We start from the raw sequence: 19,190 nt of genomic DNA on the forward strand, positions 1-19,190 counted from the left end.
CATATCGGTTTGGCCGGCGGCATCCGCATCGACCTGACGTGGCTGCGCCGCCCCACCGGGTTGCGTTCCCGCAATGCAGGGCGCGCGGACTGGCGCTAGTATGCGGGCCTTGCGGCTGCGCCGCGGCAGCCGTCCCGGGGTCCCGCCGCCGCCCGTAGCTGCCCTGTAGCTTGCCCTGTATCTATTTCAGATGAACGACATTCCAACGAAATCCCACGGCGAGCCGCCCCCGCCACGCACCTGGGATGCCCGCCTCGCGCGTGCGCTGGTGCGCCCGCTGAAGGACTCGTGGGTCACTCCCAACCATCTCACCACCGTGCGGCTGCTGATCGGCCTGGCCGGCGTCGCCTGCCTGATGCAGGGCGGCTACGGCTGGACCAACTACGGCGCGTTCCTGATCGTGCTGTCCAACTTCGTCGACCATACCGACGGCGAACTGGCGCGGATCAGCGGCAAGACCAGCAAGATCGGCCATTTCTACGATCTTGCCAGCGATGCGCTCATCACCGTGCTGCTGTTCGTCGGCATGGGCGTGGCGATCGCGGGCCAGGCCGCGGCCGGCAGCTTTTCGCCGGTGCTGCAGGGCACGCTGGCCGGGCTGGCGGTGGCGCTGATCTTCTTTTTGCGCATGCGCATCGAATCGGCGGTGGGCAAGAGCGGCACCAGACAGGCCGCCGCCGCCGGCTTCGAGACCGAGGACGTGCTGTACCTGCTGCCGATCGTCACGCTGAGCAACGGCATCGCGCCGTTCCTGACCGCCGCCGCGATCGGCGCGCCGCTGTTCGCGGTGCTGGTGGCGATCGACTACTGGCGCGTGATGCGCAAGGTGCGCACGGCCCGCGCCAATATCCAAGGAACACGATGAGCGAACCAGCCAACGACATCACCCTGGACGCGCCGCCGCAGGCGGCGCCCGCTTCCGCGCCGCGCCAGGGCCAGCCCGCGCGGCCCGACCCGGACGCCAGCGTCGCCGGGCGCATCGCCGGGCTCGACAGCGCGAAGCTGCGCGCCGACTTCGAGCGCCAGGACGCCTTCCTGAACCTGCAGGAATTCCTCGCGCCGGAAGTCACCGCGCAACTGATCGCCGCGGCCCGCGCGCTGGTGCCGGACATCAACCGCAACTACCTGCCCGGCCACAAGGCCGGCGGCAGCGTCAGCCGCCACACCATCGACGAGAAGGCGCCGTTCATCGCCGAGCTGTACCGCTCGCGCGCGCTGATCTCGTGGCTGGAGCGCATCAGCGGCGACAAGCTGCTGCTGTCGCCGCAAAGCGATCCGCACGCCTACGCGCTGTACTACTACACGCGCCCGGGCGACCACATCGGCTGGCACTACGACACCTCCTACTACGACGGCCGCCGCTACACGCTGCTGCTCGGCGTGATCGACGAGTCGACCTGCCTGCTCGACTACGAGCTGCACACGCGCAACCCCGACGTGCCCGACGAGGCGGGCTCGGTGCGGATCGGGCCGGGCGGGCTGGTGTTCTTCGACGGCGACAAGCTGCGCCATCGCGTCACGCCCGCCGGCGAGGACGAGTTCCGCGTGTCGCTGACGTTCGAGTACGTCACCGATCCGGGCATGCGCCCGTGGCTGCGCTTCATCTCCAACATGAAGGACGCGGTGGCCTATTTCGGTTTCCGCCAGGTGTTCAAGAACCTGACGTCCGGCAAGAAGAAGCCTCGCGCATGACCCGTGCCGCCATGATCCTGCTGTCGGTCGGCGTGGCGCTGTTCGTCGCGCTGCTGGCATGGCAGGGCTTCGGCTCGGTCGCGTCGACGTTCATGTCGGCGGGCTGGGGCCTGGTGGCGGTGGCCGCGTTCCACCTGCTGCCGCTGGCGGTGGACGCGGCCGCGATCCGCGTGCTGTTCGGCCGCGACGGCCATTGCTCGCTGCGCGACACGCTGCTGGCGCGCTGGGCCGGCGAGTCCGTCAACAGCCTGCTGCCGGCGGGCCAGATCGGCGGGCCGGTGCTGATGGTGCGCTTCCTGTCGCAGCGCGGCGTGCGCATGCGCGACGCCGCGGCCGCCATCACCGTGTGCACCACCATGCAGGCGCTGGCGCAGATGGTGTTCGCCTTCGCCGGCCTGGCGCTGTTCGGCCTGTATGGCGGACACGAGGCGCTGTCCGACCTGCGCGCGCCCACGCTGATCGTCACCGCGGTGCTGGGGCTGTGCATCGTGGGGTTCTATTACGTGCAGAAGCGCGGCCTGTTCGGGCGCGTGCTGCGCGTGCTGTCGAAGCTGTTCGGCAAGCGCGACTGGAGCGGCCTGACCACGCGTGCCGACGCCGTGGACGCCGCCGTGCACGAGCTGTACCGCGACCGCGCCAGGGTCGCCAGGACCTTCGCGCTGAGCCTGGCCGGCTGGGTGGTCGGCACCGGCGAAGTCTGGCTGGCGCTGCATTTCCTCGGCCACCCGGTGAGCTGGCTCGATGCCCTGCTGCTGGAAAGCGTGGGGCAGGCCATCCGCGGCGCGGCCTTCGCGATTCCCGGCTCGCTGGGCGCGCAGGAAGGCGGCTACCTGCTGCTGGCGCCCATCGTGGGACTGCCGCCGGACGCGGCGCTGGCGCTTTCGCTGGCCAAGCGCGCGCGCGAGATCGGCCTCGGCGCGCCGGGGCTGCTGTACCTGCATTTGAGTGAAAGACGTTTCCAGCGACGGCGTGCCACGGCCAGCACCACCAGTGCGGCCAGTGTGCGGGCCACTACCGATTGATCGAACCTATTTGGATGAGCGCGGAGAAAGAATGCGAGCAATCATTCTTGCTGCGGGCCTAGGCCTGCGACTGCAGCAACAGCCCGGGGAGCAATACCCGAAGTGCCTGTTGCGTTTTGAGGGGATGACCCTGCTGGAGCGCCACCTGCGCATGCTGGATGCGGCGGGTGTCGACGAGATCGTGCTGGCGCTCGGCTTCCAGCCCGAGCAGGTGGAGGCCGAACTGCGGCGCCTGGGCCGCGATCCGTATCCGGAGATCGTGCTGAACCCGCGCTACGACCTGGGCAGCGTGCTGACCGTGCATACCGTGGCCGACGCGCTCACCCGCGGCGGCGACGTGCTGCTGATGGACGCCGACGTGCTCTACGACGAGCGCATCCTGCGCGCGCTGGTGGCCGGCGAGACCACCAACCGCCTGCTGATCGACCGCGATTTCGAAGCCGGCGACGAGCCCGTCAAGCTGTGCCTGAAGGACGGCGTGCCGGTCGAGCTGCGCAAGCAGCTCGCGGTGGGCCTGGAGTACGACACCATCGGCGAGTCCGTCGGCTTCTTCCGCTTCCAGGAGCAGACCGCGCGCCGCCTGGCCGAGATCGTCAAGGGCTACGTGGACGGCGGCCGCGCCAACATGCCGCACGAAGAAGCGGTGCGCGACCTGCTGCTCGAAGGCGGCCACGTCTTCGACACCGCCGACGTGAGCGGCGCGCCCTGGATCGAAATCGATTTTCCTGGCGACGTCGCGCGCGCGCGCGACGAAGTCCTGCCCGAACTACAGCGCCTCGTGGGAGCAGCACAATGAACGCAATCGACCCGATTTTCCCGCGCGCCACGCGCGCCGCCCGCCTGCGCCAGATGCTGGTCGGCAAAGAGCTCGAATTCATCATGGAAGCCCACAACGGCCTGTCCGCGCGCATCGTGCGCGAGGCCGGCTTCAAGGGCATCTGGGCCTCGGGCCTGGCGATCTCCGCGCAGTTCGGCGTGCGCGACAACAACGAGGCGAGCTGGACCCAGGTGGTCGACAACCTCGAGTTCATGGCCGACGCCAGCGACCTGCCGATCCTGCTCGACGGCGACACCGGCTACGGCAACTTCAACAACATGCGCCGCCTGGTGCGCAAGCTCGAGCAGCGCGGCATCGCCGGCGTGTGCATCGAGGACAAGCAGTTCCCCAAGACCAACAGCTTCATCGACGGCGAGCGTCAGCCGCTGGCCGAGATCGACGAGTTCTGCGGCAAGATCAAGGCCGGCAAGGACTCGCAGGCCGACGACGACTTCTCCATCGTGGCCCGCGTCGAAGCGCTGATCGCCGGCTGGGGCATGGATGAAGCGCTGCGCCGCGCCGAGGCCTACCGCCAGGCCGGCGCCGACGCCATCCTGATCCACAGCAAGCTGTCCAGGCCCGACGAGATCCTCACGTTCGCGCGCGAGTGGGCCGGCCGCGGCCCGCTGGTGATCGTGCCGACCAAGTACTACAGCACGCCGACCGAAGCGTATCGCAAGGCCGGCATCAGCCTGGTGATCTGGGCCAACCACCTGATCCGCGTGGCGGCCTCGTCGATGCAGGCCGTGGCAAAGGAAATCCACGACAGCGAGACGCTGGTCAACGTGGAAGACCGCATCGCCACCGTCAACGAGATCTTCCGCCTGCAGGACGCCGACGAATACTCGGCCGCCGAGAAGATCTACCTGTCCGGCGCGCAGGTGCCGGGCGCGGCGGTGGTGCTGGCCGCCGGCCGCGGCAAGGGCCTGGAAGCGCTGACCGAGGACAAGCCCAAGATCATGCTGCCGGTGGCCGGCAAGCCGCTGCTGCGCTGGCTGGTGGACGCGTTCAAGAAGCAGTCGATCAACGACATCACCGTGGTCGGCGGCTACCAGGCCGGCGCCATCGACACCGCCGGCATCAAGCTGGTGGTCAACGAGCGCCACGCCCAGACCGGCGAGCTGGCCTCGCTGGCGTGCGCGGTGGACGGCCTGCAGACCGACACCGTGATCGCCTACGGCGACCTGCTGTTCCGCAGCTACATCCTGCGCGACCTGCTGGAAAGCGACGCGCCGTTCAGCGTGGTGGTGGACTCCTCGCAGAACGCGCCGGCCAACCAGAGCGTGCACGACTTCGCCTGGTGCTCGGCGCCCGACGACCGCGACCTGTTCGGCCAGAAGATTCTGCTGCGCCATGTGTCGAGCAAGGCCGAGCAGGCCGGCGCTGCGCCCGCGCAGCCGGCCAACGGCCGCTGGATCGGCCTGCTCAACGTGCGCGGCGAAGGGCGCGCGCGCCTGCAGAAGCTGATCGGCGAGCTGCGCGCGCGCGACGACTTCGACACGCTGGACCTGCCCGCGCTGCTCAACGCGCTGGTGGCCGCCGGCGAGGAAATCGAGGTCAAGTACGTGCACGGCCACTGGCGCGGCGTGAACGACCTGGAAGACTTCCGCCGCGCGGGCGATTTCGCCCACACGCAGACGCAGTTCGCGGCCGGCACCACGGACGGCGAGGAAGCCCGATGATCGAGGCGGCACAGTTCGTCGAGGCCGCGCGCGCGCGGTTTCGACTGGTATGCCGGCGTGCCGTGTTCCTACCTGACGCCGTTCATCAACTACGTGCTGCAGGACCCCACGCTGCACTACGTCTCGGCCGCCAACGAAGGCGACGCGGTGGCGCTGATCGCGGGCGTCACGCTGGGCGCGCGCGGCGGCCGCCGCGGCATCACCATGATGCAGAACTCGGGCCTGGGCAACGCGGTCAGCCCGCTGACCTCGCTGACCTGGACCTTCCGCCTGCCGCAGTTGCTGATCGTCACCTGGCGCGGCCAGCCGGGCGTGGCCGACGAGCCGCAGCACGCGCTGATGGGCCCGGTCACGCCGGCCATGCTGGAGACGATGGAGATCCCCTGGGAGACCTTCCCGACCGACCCGGCCGAGATCGGCCCGGCGCTGGACCGCGCGGTGGCCCACATGGACGCCACCGGCCGGCCCTACGCGCTGGTGATGCAGAAGGGCAGCGTGGCGCCCTACGCGCTCAAGGAACAGGCGCGCCCCGCGCCGCGCCCGAAGGCCGTGCCGCGCGCCGCGCTGGCCGGCGCGCCGACGCTGCCCACGCGCCGCGAGGCGCTGCAGCGCGTGATCGCGCATTCGCCGCCGGGCAAGACCGTGGTGCTGGCCTCCACCGGCTTCTGCGGGCGCGAGCTGTACGCGCTCGATGACCGCGCCAACCAGCTCTACATGGTCGGCTCGATGGGCTGCCTGACGCCGTTCGCGCTCGGCCTGGCGCTGGCGCGCCCGGACCTGGACGTGATCGCCGTGGACGGCGACGGCGCGGCGCTGATGCGCATGGGCGTGTTCGCCACGCTCGGCGCCTACGGCCCGCCCAACCTGACCCACGTGCTGCTGGACAACGGCGCGCACGACTCCACCGGCGGCCAGGCGACCGTCTCGCACAACGTCTCGTTCGCCGGCGTGGCCGCCGCGTGCGGTTATGCCGAGGCCGTCGAAGGCGACGACCTCGCCGTGCTGGAAGACGTGCTGGCGCGGCCGGCCGCCGGCGCCGGCCCGCGCCTGGTGGCGCTGTCGATCAGCGCCGGCACGCCGGACGGCCTGCCGCGCCCGACCGTGACCCCGGTCGAGGTCAGGACCCGCCTGGCGCGCCATATCGGCGCGGACATCGGCGCCGATCTCGACACCGCCGCCGCACAAGGAGCCAAGTAAATGCTGCTACTCAACCCCGGCCCCGTCACGCTGAGCGAGCGCGTGCGCCGCAGCCTGCTGCAGCCCGACCTGTGCCACCGCGAAAGCGAGTTCTTCGACCTGCAGGACGAAGCGCGCGCGCGGCTGCCCGACGTGTACGGGCTCGACCCCGCCGCCTGGACCGCGGTGCTGATGACCGGCTCCGGCACCGCCGCGATGGAAAGCATGACCGCCGCGCTGGTGCCCGCGAACGGCAAGCTGCTGGTGGTGCAGAACGGCGTCTACGGCGAGCGCATCGCGCAGATCGCCGCGCAATACCGCATCGCCCATGAGGTGGTGGCGCACGACTGGAAGCAGGCGCCCGACCTGGACCGCGTCGCCGCCGCGCTCGAGGCCGATCCCGCCATCACGCACGTGGCCGTGATCCACCACGAGACCACCACCGGCCGCCTCAACGACCTGCCGGCGCTCGACGCGCTGTGCCGCGCGCGCGGCGTGCGGCTGCTGGTGGACGGCGTCAGCAGCTTCGGCGCCGAGGCCATCGACTTCGGCGGCAACGTCGACGCCGTGGCCGCCACCGCCAACAAGTGCCTGCACGGCGTGCCCGGCGTGTCGTTCGTCATGGTGCGGCGCAGCGCGCTGGCGCAGGCCGCGAGCCGCACCTACTACCTCGACCTGGGCCGCCTGGCGCGCCTGCAGGACCAGCGCAACACGCCGTTTACGCCCGCCGTGCACGTGTACTACGCGCTGGTGGAAGCGCTGCGCGAACTGGCCGACGAAGGCGGCTGGCGCGCGCGCCACGCCCGCTACGCCGGGCTGGCCGAACGCGCCCGCGCCGGGCTCGAGGCGCTGGGCATACCGGCGCTGTGGCCGGCCGCGCAATCGTCGGTGGTGCTGCGCGCCTACCACCTGCCCGCCGGGCTTTCGTACGCGCAGCTGCACGACGGCCTGAAGGCGCGCGGCTTCGTCATCTACGCCGGCCAGGGCGGCTTGTCCGCGGAACTGTTCCGCATCTCCACGATGGGGAACATCGGGCCGGACGACATCGACCGCCTGCTGCAGGGCTTCCGGGAACTGACGCGGTAAGAGTGACAATGGCGCCGCCGGACCGCGCGGCCGGCGCCATTTGGTTTTTGTGCCCGAGGCACTAGCATTAGATATCGGTCGCGGCCCGTCTCCGGGAGACGGGCGCGGCCGCTCCGTTCATGGTCGTACATCGGGAGGTACTCGCGATGCATCGCCGTCTTCGCCGCCGCGGTCTTGCCGCCGCCGGCCTCCCCGCCGCCGCCCTCGCGGCCTGCGTCGCGCTTGCGCTGGCCGCGGGGCTGCCGCCGGCCGCCACCGCCGCCGACATCGTCGCGCCGGCCGTCGACCGCTCCGCGCCGGACCGCATGGTGCGCGCCGCCGTGGAAGGCGTGCTGGCCACCATCCAGGCCAATCCCGACACCCGCAACGGCGATCTCGACAAGATCACCGCCGTCGTGCGGCGCCAGTTCCTGCCCTACACGGACTTCGAGCACACCACGCGCCTGGCCGTCGGCGCGGCCTGGCGCACCGCGACGCCGGAACAGCAGAAACAGTTGTACGAGCAGTTCCAGACCCTGCTGGTGCGCAGCTACGCGCTGTCGCTGTCGCAGGTGCGCGACCAGGCCCTGAAGTTCCGCTACAAGCCGCCGCGCACCAGCGGCAACGATGCCGTGATCGAGACCAGCGTCATCAACAAGGGCGACGAGGTGCAGATCGACTACCGCCTCCAGCGCGGGCCGGCCGGCTGGGCCATCTACGACATCAACATGAGCGGTGCCTGGCTGATCGAGGTGTACCGGCGCCAGTTCGCCGACATCGTGGCCAAGGGCGGCATCGACGGGCTGGTGAAATACCTGACCACCCACAACGCGGTCTAGCCGCTTGCCGCGAGTTGCCGCGGGCTGCCGCAGGTTCATGACAGGCGCCTGCCTTGCCCCGTCGCGGGCGGGCCGTCGTCGGGTATGCGGCACATGCCAAAACTTGATAGCCCCGAAGGGGTATTGAACAGGGCAAAAATCCGCTGTTACAGTCGCCCGCGCATACCCTTCGCGCCCGGGCCGCATCCGCAATCCGAACCAGACCCTGGCATGCCGGCGGCGTGCGCTTGCCAACAAATAAAAACGGGTCAGGTCACATGTTCCACGGTCTTCATGCCGGCGCGCGGTCTCGCGCGGCCGGTCTGCTCTCGCTTGTCCTCGCCGCGGGCTTGCTGTCCGCCTGCGGCAGCGACGACGCCCCCTCTTCTCCCGCCACCACGCAGGCGCCCAGCAGCCGCCTCATCGTCGACACCGGCACGGCCGCGCCCGCGCAGGGTAGCACGCTGACGCTGAAGGCGACTTTGCTCGGCGCCGACGGTCTCGAGGTCAAGGGCGCAAAGTTCGCGTGGTCGTCGTCGAACGAAGCAGTCGCGGTGGTGGCGTCGGCTTCCGACCAGGCGCCGGCGGCGGCCAGCGTGATGCAGCCGGTGGGCACCTATGCGTCGGTGCGCATGCTGGCGCCGGGCGAGGTCGACATCGTCGCCACGGCGACGCTGCCCGACGGTACTCAGGCCACCAGCACCACGCACCTGACGGTGCAGGCCGCGCCCGCGAAGACTTATGCGCTGACGTTGTCGCCCTCCACGCTGACGGTCAACTACGGTGCGACGCCACAAGTTGTCACCGCGGTGGTGCGGCGCTCGGACGGCGTGGATGGCGCGGCCGATCTCACGGACTGGTCGTGGGCGGTCGACAACGCCACGTTCGCCGCCGCGCCGGCGGCGGACAGCCATTCGGCGCAGGTTTCCACCACGGGCACGCTGGCGGGCACGGGGCAGCTCACCGCATGCGCGAGCACGCCGGCGGGCGACCGCCTGTGCGCCAACGCGGCGCTGGCGCGGCCGCTGGTGGCACTGCCGTCGATCGCGTTCTCGGTGCCGTCGCTGTACGTGAAGCCGGGCCGCACCGGCACCGTGACGGCGACGCTGACCGACGCGCCGGGCGCGGACCTCGCCGGCCGGGCGACGCTGGCGTGGTCGATCCAGCAAAGCGGCACGGCCGCCTCCATCGTCAGCATGCCCACCAGCACCAGCGTGACGATCGGCCTCGATGCCGCGCAGACCGGCACCTATGCCGCGACGCTGACGCTGACCGCGACCTACCCGGATGGCCGCACCAACAGCAGCACGCTGCCGCTGACGTTCCCGGGCATGTGGAGCCGCCTGCCGGACGCGCCCATCGCCAGCCCGTCGATCGTCAGCCTGGCCATCGACGGCACGCGCGTGTGGCGGCTGAGCGCCAACGGCAGCCAGCCGGCGCGGCTGGAGCGCTTCGGTGCTGCCGGCGAAGGGCCGGTCGAGCCCGCCACGGCGCTGCCGGCGGTGACGCAAGGCATGTGGCTGGCGGCGGATACGAGTGCGGTGAACCCGGCCGATCCGGCGGTGGTGGTGCAACTGGGCACCGATGGCGCGAGCGTGCCGTTCGGCAGCTTCGACGCGGCCTTCGCCAATCCGCGCGCGGACTTCTCGCTGGCCGGTTGCGCGCAGTATGCGGCGAGCACGACAGCGGGACGCGCCTTCGTGAAGGCAAGCGGCGGCACCGGCATCGTATCGACGGGCTGGTGTGTCACTTCCGGAACGTGGTGGTGGCAGCCGGTGGGAGGCGGTGCCACCGCCGGGAGAGGTTTCTCGGGAGCGCCAGTCCTTGACGCGCATCCGTTTCCTGGCGGTGGCGGCTTGGCGATCGCAGCAGATGGATCACGCGACGCAATGCAGCTGAATAGCGAGATCTGGTCTGGTGTCGCCCTGGCACCCCTTGCCCAAGGCGCTGTCTCTCCTGACGCCACTGATGAACATGCGCCGATCTATGGCTACGTGGGCGGCAATGGCATCGTTGTCAGTTCCGACACGTTCCTGCCTTATGTCACGCGGGTGCCCTCGGTGCCGCCCTTGATCAAGCTGAGCGCCATCCCGCATTTCGTGCTGGGCCTGCCGGCGCCCTGGTCCGTCATCTACGTCGTCAATACGGACGGCAGCGCGCCGACGACGGTCGCGCTGCCCGGCAATGCACTCGGGCTGGATTTCGCGGGCGCCGTCGACGCCAACGGCAAGCTGCGCATCGCCGTGCGCCTCGCGGACGGCTCGGTGTGGGTCTACGACCAGCCTTGAATCCGCCAGAGGCCGCCAGCCGTTCGCAAGACGGCTCGGCCGATGGCATCGGGCGGTGTCCGGGCGCGGGTCTGTTCTGGCGCGGTGAAAGGGAGCCCGGCCTGCCCATCGGATTCTGGTCTGCGTTGTGATTAGTAGCGCATGCCGTCAAACTTGATAGCCCCGAAGGGGTATGGAGGCGGGGGGAAGCCTGCTGCTAGAGTCGCCCGGGCACGCCGGTGGCGCGCACTTGCCAACAAATAAAAACGGGTCAGGTCACATGTTCCACGGTCTTCATGCCGGCGCGCGGTCTCGCGCGGCCGGTCTGCTCTCGCTTGTCCTCGCCGCGGGCTTGCTGTCCGCCTGCGGCAGCGACGACGCGCCATCTTCTTCCCCCGCCACGCAGGCGCCCGCCAGCCGGCTCGTCGTCGACACCGGCACGGCCGCGCCCGCGCAGGGCGGCACGCTGACGCTGAAGGCGACTTTGCTCGGCGCCGATGGCCTCGAGGTCAAGGGCGCAAAGTTCGCGTGGTCGTCTTCCAACGAAGCGGTCGCGGTGGTCGTGTCGGCTTCCGACCAGGCGCCGGCGGCTGCCAGCATGATGCAGCCGGTGGGCACCTATGCGTCGGTGCGCATGCTGGCGCCCGGTCAGGTCGACATCGTCGCCACGGCGACGCTGCCCGACGGCAGCCAGGCCACCAGCGCTACGCACCTGACGGTGCAGGCCGCGCCCGCGAAGACTTATGCGCTGACGCTGTCGCCGTCCACGCTGACGGTCAACTACGGCGCGGCGCCACAAGTCGTCACCGCGGTGGTGCGGCGCTCGGACGGCGTCGATGGCGTGGCCGATCTCACGAACTGGTCGTGGGCGGTCGACAACGCCACGTTCGCCGCCGCGCCGGCGGCGGACAGCCATTCGGCGCAGGTTTCCACCACGGGCACGCTGGCGGGCACGGGGCAGCTCACCGCGTGCGCGAGCACGCCGGCGGGCGACCGCCTGTGCGCCAACGCGGCGCTGGCGCGGCCGCTGGTGGCGCTGCCGTCGATCGCGTTCTCGGTGCCGTCGCTGAACATGAAGCCGGGCCGCACCGGCACCGTGACGGCGACGCTGACCGACGGGCCGGGCGCGGACCTCGCCAGCCGGGCCACGCTGGCGTGGTCGATTCAGCAAAGCGGCACGGCCGCATCCATCGTCAGCATGCCCACTAGCACCAGCGTGACGCTCGGCCTCGACGCCGCGCAGACCGGCGCCTATGCCGCCACGCTGACGCTGACCGCGACCTATCCGGATGGCCGCACCAACAGCAGCACGCTGCCGCTGACGTTCCCGGGCGTGTGGAGCCGCCTGCCGGACGCGCCCGTTGCCAATCCCTCGATCGTCAGCCTGGCGATCGACGGCACGCGCGTGTGGCGGCTGAGCGCGGACGGCATCCAGCCGGCGCGGCTGGAGCGTTTCGGCGTGGCCGGCGAAGGGCCGATCGAGCCCGCCGCGGCGCTGCCGGCGGCGGCGCAAGGTGTGTGGCTGGCGGCGGACACGGACCCGGCGAATTCGGCGGTGGTGGTGCAACTGGGCACCGATGGCGCGAGCGTGCCGTTCGGCAGCGTCGATGCGGAGCTCGCCGGAGCGCGTACGGATTTCTCGTTGCCGGGTTGCGTGCAGTATGCGGCCAGTACAACGGCCGGGCGCGCTTTCGTGAAGGCAACCGGCGGCACCGGCATCGTTGCGACGGGCTGGTGTGTCACGTCAGGGGTGTGGTGGTGGCAACCCGTGGGGGGAGGCGCGACAGTGAATAGTTTCAGGAACGCGCCAGTCCTGGACGCGCGGCCGTATTCCACAGGTGGCGGCCTGGCGATTCAGGCGAATGGATCGCGCAACACAATGTCGCCAGGTGGCGGCGAGACCCTGTGGTTTGGCGCCCAGGCGTCCCTTGGCCTTGGCGCTGTCTCCGGTGACGCGACCAACGAAAACGCGCCGATCTACGGCTACGTGAGCGGCACTGGCATCGTTGTCACATCCGGACCGAATACCCCTTATGCGACTGTGTCCGGTGGGGTGACGCCACTGCTCAAACTGAGCGCCATCCCGCATTTCGTGACGGGTCTCGCGGCGTCTTCGCTGGCTGTCCTCAACACGGACAGCATTACGCTGGCGACGCTCGCGCTGCCGGGCAACGGCACCGGGGCGGATTTCGCGAGCGCTGTCGATGCGAACGGCAAGCTGCGCGTCGCCGTGCGCCTCGCGGACGGCTCGGTGTGGGTCTACGATCAGCCCTGACGCGGGAACGATCGCGGTCCGCGCGCTGCCACCGGCGCGATGGGCCGCACCCGCGCAGGGGCGTGAATTCCTGATTTGCTAGTGCGGAAATATTCGTGGACCGGGGTGCGGGCGGCTGCCTAGACTGCATCCCCTGGCATCGCGCGGCGCCATGCGCGCGCCGCCGCCACCCACGAACCGCACCCAGGCAGACCGCTCATGACCCTGCGCAAGATCCTTTCCACGCTCCTGGCCGCCTCGGCGGCATTCGCCATCGGCGCGGCGCCGGCGCTGGCCGCCGACAAGACCATCAAGGTCGGCGTGCGCGGCGGTGTCGACGAAGAAATCTGGGAAGTCGTCACGCAGGTGGCCAGGAAGCAGGGCCTCAACGTGCAGCCCATCGTCATCACCGGCACCGCCAGCCCCAACGAGGCGCTCAACAACGGCGACCTCGACGCCAACGCATTCCAGCACAAGCCGTTCCTGCGCGACCAGGTCACGCAGCGCGGCTACAAGATCGTGGCGGTGGCCGATACGCTGATCTCGCCGATCGCCTTCTACTCGAAGAAGTACAAGTCGCTCGAGGCGCTGCCGGCCGGCGCGCGCATCGGCATTCCCAACGACCCGAGCAACCAGACCCGCGCGCTGGTGATCCTGCGCGACCACGGCCTGATCAAGCTGCGCGACGGCTTCGATCCGTTTACCGGCACCGCCACGCTGGCCGACGTGACCGCCAACCCGAAGAAGCTGGACCTGGTGGAAAGCGCCTCGGTGGTGCTGGCGCGCTCGCTGCCGGACGTGGACGCCGCCGCGGTGATCAACACCTTCGCCTATCAGGCCGGCCTGATCGCCACGCGCGACGGCATCGCCGTGGAGAAGAAGGAGCACAACCCCTACGTCAACGTGATCGCCGTGCGCGAGCGCGACAAGGCCGCGCCGTGGGTGGCGCCGCTGGTCAAGGCCTACCAGTCGGAAGACGTGCGCAAGTTCATCCTGAGCAAGTACCAGGGCTCGGTGATCCCGGCGTTCTGACGCCGCGGTCTCTCGCCGCCGTTGCCGTTCCAGGAGGATCCACCGTGTCGCAGGCGCCCCCGCAGCCTTCCCCAGAATCGTCCGCGCCGCCGCACATCGTGTTCGAGCAGCTCGGCAAGCAGTATCCCGGCGCGCCGTCCGCCGCGCTGTCCGCGGTGTCGTTCACCGTGGCGCGCGGCGAGATCTTCGGCATCATCGGCCGCAGCGGCGCCGGCAAGTCCACGCTGCTGCGCACCATCAACATGCTGGAGCGCCCGAGCGGCGGCCACGTGCGCGTGGACGGCGTGGACGTGGGCACGCTCGACGAGGACGGCCTGGTGGCGCTGCGCCGGCGCGTGGGCATGATCTTCCAGCATTTCAACCTGCTCTCGGCCAAGACCGTGTTCGAGAACGTGGCGCTGCCGCTGCGCGTGGCCGGCGTGCCGCGCGCGCAGATCGCGCCGCGCGTGACGGAGCTGCTCGAGCTGGTGGGTCTGGCCGGCAAGGCGCAGGTCTATCCGGCCATGCTGTCCGGCGGGCAGAAGCAGCGCGTGGGCATTGCGCGCGCGCTGGTGCAGCGCCCCGAGATCCTGCTGTGCGACGAGGCCACCTCGGCGCTGGACCCGGAGACCACCGAATCGATCCTGGCGCTGCTGCGCGACATCAACCGCCGCCTTGGCCTGACCGTGGTGCTGATCACGCACGACATGGCGGTGATCCGCCAGGCCTGCGACCGCGTGCTGGTGCTCGACCACGGCCACGTGGTGGAGCTCGGCACCGTGGAGCAGGTGTTCGCCCAGCCGCGGGCCGCCGCCACGCTGGCGCTGCTGCGTCCGCTGCGGCTGGCCAGCGGCGTGGCGAGCGTGGCAAGCGTGGCAAGCGTGGCGGGCATCGGCGGCGCGGTGCCCGCGGCCAATGAGGTCGGCGCCGGCGCGCGCGCCAGTCACGAGGAGGCAGCGGACCATGTTCCCGCCATTGGCTGACAAGTATGTGAAGGCGCTGGGCGAGACCCTGCTGATGACCAGCTCCGCCTGCCTGGTGGTGTTCGTGTGCGGCATGGCGCTGGCGATCGTGCTGACGCTGAGCGCGCCGGGCGGGCTGAGCCCGCGGCCGCGCCTGCACCGCGTGCTGTCGGTGCTGGTCAATACCTTCCGCTCGATTCCCTTCATCATCCTGCTGGTGGCCATGCTGCCGGTCACGCGGCTGATCGTGGGCACCACGATGGGCACCTGGGCGGCGGTGGTGCCGCTGAGCGTGCATCTGATCCCGTTCTTCGCGCGCATCGCCCAGGTCAGCCTCAACGAGATCGACCCGGGGCTGGTCGAGGCCGCGCGCGCGATGGGCTGCCGGCGCTGGCACATCGTGCGCCACGTGCTGCTGCCCGAGGCGCTGCCGGGCATCGTGGGCGGCGCCACGGTCAGCGTGATCGCCATGATCGGCTCGTCGGCGATGGCCGGCGCGGTCGGCGCCGGCGGCCTCGGCGACCTCGCCATCCGCTACGGCTACGAGCGCTACGAGACCGCCGTGATGTTCAACGTCATCGCCATCCTGATCGCGCTGGTGACGCTGGTGCAGTTCGGCGGCGAGCGGCTCGCGCGCCGGTTCGACCACCGGCGCTGAGAGACGCCATCAAAATGATTCCGGCGTCGTTGCGCGGCCTTGCCGTACTACTTGTACCGTCCGCGGCCGCGCGCCTGGCCGGAGCCGCTTCGCTTCATCTTGATAGCGTCTCTTGGCAAGTTTTTTTCTACTGACGGTACGACGGATCGCTGCGGTCGAGCTGGCGCAGCAGCGCGGCCCAGTGCTTGCGCGTGACCGCGCCGCCGGTGTTGCGGATCGCCACGTCGGCCACCTTGCGGGCCACCGCGTCCGGCGCGATGATCAGCGCCGCGCCGCCGGACTGCGCGGCGAGCTGCGCCGCGCACGCGCGTTCCAGCACGTGCAGTTCCTGGAACGCCTGCGCGATGGTCGGCGCGCAGGTCAGCAGGCCGTGGTTGCGCAGGATGAAGACGTTCTTGTCGCCGAGGTCCGCCACCAGGCGCACGCGCTCGTCGAGGTCGAGCGCGATGCCTTCGTAGTCGTGGTACGCGACCCGCCCGAAGAAGCGCATGGCGTGTTGCGAGATCATCAGCAGCCCGTCGCGCTGCGCCGACACGCCGATGCCGGCCGCGGTGTGGGTATGCAGCACGCAGCCCACGTCGTGGCGCGCGCCGTGCAGCGCGCTGTGGATGGTATAGCCGGCCGGGTTGATGCCCAGGCCGGTATCGTCGCGCACGATCTCGCCGTCGATGTCGACCTTGACCAGGTTGGACGCGCCGATCTCGTCGAAGGTCAGGCCGTAGGCGTTGATCAGGAAATGCTCGTCGGGGCCGGGCACGCGCGCGGAGAAGTGCGTGTAGATGTGGTCGGTCCAGCGGAACTGCGCGGCGAGCCGGTAGGCCGCGGCCAGCTCGACGCGCACCGCCCATTCCTGCGGCGAGACTTCGGCCTGCACGGCGGGGAAATGCAGCGAGGGAAGCTCGAGATCCTGCAAAGCCAGCAGCGGCTCGGTGACGGCGTTCATGCGGCGCTCCATGTTGTGGGGGTGGGTGCCGCACATCATACGGCGGCCCGGGCCGACGCGCCAACGCAGCGAAGCACATATGGAAATGCGGGCGCCGGCGTGCCGTACTCCGGCTCCGGGTCCGGCTCCCTCCGGCCCGGCGCCTGCTGGCAGTGAGCGCTGTTTCTCCGCCAGCGCTATTCCCGACCCGCCCGCCCGCGCATGCCATCGTGCCGCTGGCCGACGGCGGCGCGCCATCATGCCATGCTCGCTAGCCCTTGACCGCGGGCGAGAGCAGGTCCCGCAGGCCGATCGCGAGGTACATCTCGCGGCGCATGCGGTCGGCCACGGCGTTGACCACTTCCGCGCCGTCCTGCGACGGATCGACGTGCACGCGGAACGGGCGCCTGCCGAACGGCAGGCCCACCACGCGGACGATCTCGCGCGCCACTTCGGCGGGGTCGGCGTCCTCGGGTTCCAGGTTCTTCAGGCCTTCGAGCGCCTTGCCGGGCACGTCGGCGTAGGGCCCCTGCTCGTATTCGGCGGCCACCGCGGTATCGGCCGGCTTGCCCGAATGCGCGAAGTGGTTGGTGCCCTTGGTGAAGGCGCCCGGCACCATGATGGTGGTCTCGATGCCCCAGCGCGCCAGTTCGGTGGAATACGACACGGCCAGCGCGTCCATCGCGGCCTTGGCGGCGAAGTACGGCGCCAGGAACGGCGGCGTGCCGCCGCGCGTGGACGACGAACCCACCCACACCAGCAGCCCCTTGCCCTGCTTGCGCAGGTGCGGCAGGGCCGCGCGGTTCACGCGCTGCGTGCCGAGCACGTTGACGTCGTACTGCTGCATCAGTTGTGCCGGCGTGAAGGCCTCGGCCGGGCCGAACACCATGTGGCCGGCGTTGTGCACGATCACGTCCAGGCGGCCGGCGTCCTGCAGGATGTGGGCGACCGCCGCCGCGGGCGAGGTGTCGGACTGCACGTCCAGCTCGACGGTGCGCAGGTCGGCCTTGTTGTCCCTGGACCATTGGGCGATCTCCGCCACGCGCGGGGCGTTGCGGCCCTGGGTCTCGCGCATCGAGGCGTAGACGATGTGGCCGGCTTGCGCCAGCTCCCTGGCGGTCATCAGGCCGAAGCCGGACGAGGCGCCGGTGACGAGGATGATTTGCGACATGTGGGTCTCCCTAGGAGTGGAAATTCAGGAAAGTGGACTATCCGTTGCCGCGGGCGCGTTCCCGGCGCGTCTCCGGAGAGACGGCTTCCGCGTGCCCGCCGCCGTTCCGGGCGGGACCGCTCGGAACGGCGGCGGCCTTACTGCCGGAAGATCTTCTGGTAGTACGCCCGCCCCTGTTCCAGATGGGCATCGAAGGCGAAGCCCCGGTCGAGCATGACCTGCATCTCGCCCTCGGGAATGCGCATGACGTAGCCATGCTCCGTGGCGACCAGGGCGCCGGGCTTGTCCTGCGTCTGGCGGGTGTTGAACCACTTGCCCGGGTCCGCGTGCCCGCTCGGGAACGACTTGCCGTCGTGCTCGACGCGCCATCCGCCGTCGAGCAGGATCCAGTAGTCGGTATCCGTCGGGCCTTGCGGGCCGCGCCTGGACAGCACGGCGCCGGCATCGACCTCCCACTCGCGCGAGTGGTCGATGACCCACTGCAACTGGTCGGTCGACAGCGAAGTAAAGAACGGCGTGTGCCGCAGCAGGTGCAGGTAGGTAACGGATGGGCGCATGGTCATGTTGTTCTCCGCATCGGCAATGCGCGCGCGGCTGCAGGCCGCGAGCGACAGCACGGATGCCAGTACCGCGGCGGCGGCGCGCAGGCGCGGCCGCCACGGCTTCGCCTGTGCGCCGTTGTGTCGGGTTGCCGGCATGGGGCGCGCAGCCGTGCTCAGGCCAGGCCGCCGTTGGCGCGCAGCACCTGGCCGTTGACCCAGGCACCGTCCGGGCCGGCCAGGAAGGCCACCGCGCTGGCAATGTCCTCGGGCTGGCCCAGGCGCTCCAGCGGGGGCATCTTGGAGAAGGTCTGGATCTGTTCTTCGGTCTTGCCGTTGAGGAACAGCTCGGTGGCCACCGGGCCCGGCGCCACGCAGTTCACCGTGATGCGGCGCCCGCGCAGTTCCTTGACCAGCACGCGCGAGAACGCTTCCACCGCGGCCTTGGTGCCGTTGTAGATCGCGTAGCCCGGCAGGTTCAGCGCCAGCGTCGTGCTCGACAGGTTGATGATGCGGCCGCCGTCGTTCAGGCGCGCGGTCGCCTCGCGCAGCGTGTTGAACACGCCGGTCACGTTGATGCTGAAGGTCTGGGCGAACACCTCGTCGGTGGTCTGCGCGAACGGCATGGTCTTGAGGATGCCGGCGTTGTTGACCAGCACGTCGATCTTGCCGAGCTTGCTCTCGACCTCGTCGAACATGCGGCGCACGTGGTCGACCTTGGACACGTCGGCCTGCACGGCGACGGCCTTGACACCGGTCTGCGCCAGTTCGGCGACGAGCTTGTCGGCCTCACCGGGGTTGGACACATAGTTCACGGCAACCGAGAAGCCATCGGCGGCCAGGCGGCGGGCGATGGCGGCGCCGATGCCGCGCGAGGCGCCCGTCACCAGGGCGATACCGTTCTGTTTGTCGGACATGGTTTCTTGCTCCTTTTCGTTCAGGGGGGATGCACTACGGAGATCATGATATTGGTTGCCTTGGGGAAAATAATTGTCTGGCAATGATTATTAGTGTTCCATCTGCATTAACAATGCGGGATGTGGAGGGCGTGACGGACTGGTTTCGGAACAGGCGGGGGGTTTGGCGCACATGGCGGCGCGCGGGGGTGTTTCCCCTGGTCGGGAAAGATCGGCC

General features: G+C 70.1%; 16 protein-coding genes and 1 pseudogene. 13 read left to right on the forward strand and 4 right to left on the reverse strand.

The window, feature by feature from the left end:
- Positions 1 to 190: 190 nt before the first annotated feature.
- The 13 genes and pseudogenes from KF708C_RS13680 (at position 191) to KF708C_RS13740 (ending at position 15,424) form a co-directional block, all read left to right on the forward strand.
- A complete protein-coding gene (locus KF708C_RS13680) occupies positions 191 to 865 on the forward strand; it encodes a CDP-alcohol phosphatidyltransferase family protein (RefSeq protein WP_029043561.1) in 675 nt (224 codons plus the stop codon).
- Entirely contained in the window at positions 862 to 1,692 is an 831-nt protein-coding gene (locus KF708C_RS13685; protein ID WP_020202797.1) for a HalD/BesD family halogenase, read from the forward strand. Before KF708C_RS13680 ends, KF708C_RS13685 begins: the two co-directional genes overlap by 4 nt.
- Positions 1,689 to 2,714, forward strand: coding sequence for an HpnL family protein (locus tag KF708C_RS13690; protein ID WP_020202798.1), 1,026 nt, complete (start codon positions 1,689 to 1,691; stop codon positions 2,712 to 2,714). Before KF708C_RS13685 ends, KF708C_RS13690 begins: the two co-directional genes overlap by 4 nt.
- A gap of 31 nt (positions 2,715 to 2,745) precedes the next feature.
- Positions 2,746 to 3,510, forward strand: a complete 765-nt coding sequence (locus tag KF708C_RS13695; RefSeq protein WP_029043562.1) for a phosphocholine cytidylyltransferase family protein — start codon at positions 2,746 to 2,748, stop codon at positions 3,508 to 3,510.
- Positions 3,507 to 5,213 carry a phosphoenolpyruvate mutase gene (gene aepX, locus KF708C_RS36900; protein WP_020202800.1) on the forward strand — a complete coding sequence of 569 codons (1,707 nt, stop codon included), beginning with the start codon at positions 3,507 to 3,509 and terminating at the stop codon, positions 5,211 to 5,213. The genes KF708C_RS13695 and aepX overlap by 4 nt, the downstream gene beginning before the upstream one ends.
- A pseudogene (gene aepY / locus KF708C_RS13705) lies at positions 5,210 to 6,410 on the forward strand (phosphonopyruvate decarboxylase). Before aepX ends, aepY begins: the two are co-directional and overlap by 4 nt.
- Positions 6,411 to 7,475, forward strand: coding sequence for a 2-aminoethylphosphonate aminotransferase (locus KF708C_RS13710; RefSeq protein ID WP_059412224.1), 1,065 nt, complete (start codon positions 6,411 to 6,413; stop codon positions 7,473 to 7,475).
- Positions 7,476 to 7,621: 146 nt separating this feature from the next.
- Positions 7,622 to 8,293: an MlaC/ttg2D family ABC transporter substrate-binding protein gene (locus KF708C_RS13715; RefSeq protein WP_082079547.1), complete on the forward strand. Its 672-nt coding sequence runs from the start codon at positions 7,622 to 7,624 to the stop codon at positions 8,291 to 8,293.
- A gap of 257 nt (positions 8,294 to 8,550) precedes the next feature.
- A complete protein-coding gene (locus KF708C_RS36670; protein ID WP_231586478.1) occupies positions 8,551 to 10,560 on the forward strand; it encodes a hypothetical protein in 2,010 nt (669 codons plus the stop codon).
- Positions 10,561 to 10,819: 259 nt separating this feature from the next.
- Positions 10,820 to 12,814, forward strand: coding sequence for a hypothetical protein (locus KF708C_RS36675; protein ID WP_231586480.1), 1,995 nt, complete (start codon positions 10,820 to 10,822; stop codon positions 12,812 to 12,814).
- 198 nt (positions 12,815 to 13,012) lie between these two features.
- Positions 13,013 to 13,825, forward strand: a complete 813-nt coding sequence (locus KF708C_RS13730; protein WP_020205041.1) for a MetQ/NlpA family ABC transporter substrate-binding protein — start codon at positions 13,013 to 13,015, stop codon at positions 13,823 to 13,825.
- Positions 13,826 to 13,869: 44 nt separating this feature from the next.
- On the forward strand, positions 13,870 to 14,787 hold the full coding sequence (locus KF708C_RS13735) for a methionine ABC transporter ATP-binding protein (protein ID WP_059412230.1): 918 nt from the start codon (positions 13,870 to 13,872) through the stop codon (positions 14,785 to 14,787).
- Positions 14,768 to 15,424, forward strand: coding sequence for a methionine ABC transporter permease (locus tag KF708C_RS13740; RefSeq protein ID WP_029044034.1), 657 nt, complete (start codon positions 14,768 to 14,770; stop codon positions 15,422 to 15,424). Before KF708C_RS13735 ends, KF708C_RS13740 begins: the two co-directional genes overlap by 20 nt.
- Positions 15,425 to 15,551: 127 nt before the next feature.
- Here the strand turns inward: KF708C_RS13740 and KF708C_RS13745 are convergent, their stop codons facing one another.
- The 4 genes from KF708C_RS13745 to KF708C_RS13760 all read right to left on the reverse strand — a co-directional run bounded on the left by KF708C_RS13745 (position 15,552) and on the right by KF708C_RS13760 (position 18,973).
- Positions 15,552 to 16,367, reverse strand: coding sequence for a class II aldolase/adducin family protein (locus KF708C_RS13745; RefSeq protein WP_059412232.1), 816 nt, complete (start codon positions 16,365 to 16,367; stop codon positions 15,552 to 15,554).
- Positions 16,368 to 16,617: 250 nt separating this feature from the next.
- On the reverse strand, positions 16,618 to 17,517 hold the full coding sequence (locus tag KF708C_RS13750) for an SDR family oxidoreductase (RefSeq protein WP_020205045.1): 900 nt from the start codon (positions 17,515 to 17,517) through the stop codon (positions 16,618 to 16,620).
- Positions 17,518 to 17,654: 137 nt separating this feature from the next.
- Positions 17,655 to 18,215, reverse strand: a complete 561-nt coding sequence (locus tag KF708C_RS13755; protein ID WP_082079548.1) for a hypothetical protein — start codon at positions 18,213 to 18,215, stop codon at positions 17,655 to 17,657.
- A gap of 17 nt (positions 18,216 to 18,232) precedes the next feature.
- Positions 18,233 to 18,973, reverse strand: coding sequence for an SDR family oxidoreductase (locus KF708C_RS13760; RefSeq protein WP_020205047.1), 741 nt, complete (start codon positions 18,971 to 18,973; stop codon positions 18,233 to 18,235).
- Positions 18,974 to 19,190 lie beyond the last annotated feature (217 nt).

Source organism: Cupriavidus basilensis (assembly GCF_000876015.1).
GTDB classification, from domain to species: Bacteria; Pseudomonadota; Gammaproteobacteria; order Burkholderiales; family Burkholderiaceae; genus Cupriavidus; species Cupriavidus basilensis_B.

Bases quoted from the DNA above. Each gene is read 5' to 3' on its own strand.
- KF708C_RS13680 (WP_029043561.1), top strand. From the start codon at position 191: ATGAACGACATTCCAACGAAATCCCACGGCGAGCCGCCCCCGCCACGC.
- KF708C_RS13685 (WP_020202797.1), top strand. From the start codon at position 862: ATGAGCGAACCAGCCAACGACATCACCCTGGACGCGCCGCCGCAGGCG.
- KF708C_RS13690 (WP_020202798.1), top strand. From the start codon at position 1,689: ATGACCCGTGCCGCCATGATCCTGCTGTCGGTCGGCGTGGCGCTGTTC.
- KF708C_RS13695 (WP_029043562.1), top strand. From the start codon at position 2,746: ATGCGAGCAATCATTCTTGCTGCGGGCCTAGGCCTGCGACTGCAGCAA.
- aepX (WP_020202800.1), top strand. From the start codon at position 3,507: ATGAACGCAATCGACCCGATTTTCCCGCGCGCCACGCGCGCCGCCCGC.
- KF708C_RS13710 (WP_059412224.1), top strand. From the start codon at position 6,411: ATGCTGCTACTCAACCCCGGCCCCGTCACGCTGAGCGAGCGCGTGCGC.
- KF708C_RS13715 (WP_082079547.1), top strand. From the start codon at position 7,622: ATGCATCGCCGTCTTCGCCGCCGCGGTCTTGCCGCCGCCGGCCTCCCC.
- KF708C_RS36670 (WP_231586478.1), top strand. From the start codon at position 8,551: ATGTTCCACGGTCTTCATGCCGGCGCGCGGTCTCGCGCGGCCGGTCTG.
- KF708C_RS36675 (WP_231586480.1), top strand. From the start codon at position 10,820: ATGTTCCACGGTCTTCATGCCGGCGCGCGGTCTCGCGCGGCCGGTCTG.
- KF708C_RS13730 (WP_020205041.1), top strand. From the start codon at position 13,013: ATGACCCTGCGCAAGATCCTTTCCACGCTCCTGGCCGCCTCGGCGGCA.
- KF708C_RS13740 (WP_029044034.1), top strand. From the start codon at position 14,768: ATGTTCCCGCCATTGGCTGACAAGTATGTGAAGGCGCTGGGCGAGACC.
- KF708C_RS13745 (WP_059412232.1), bottom strand. From the start codon at position 16,367: ATGAACGCCGTCACCGAGCCGCTGCTGGCTTTGCAGGATCTCGAGCTT.
- KF708C_RS13750 (WP_020205045.1), bottom strand. From the start codon at position 17,517: ATGTCGCAAATCATCCTCGTCACCGGCGCCTCGTCCGGCTTCGGCCTG.
- KF708C_RS13755 (WP_082079548.1), bottom strand. From the start codon at position 18,215: ATGCCGGCAACCCGACACAACGGCGCACAGGCGAAGCCGTGGCGGCCG.
- KF708C_RS13760 (WP_020205047.1), bottom strand. From the start codon at position 18,973: ATGTCCGACAAACAGAACGGTATCGCCCTGGTGACGGGCGCCTCGCGC.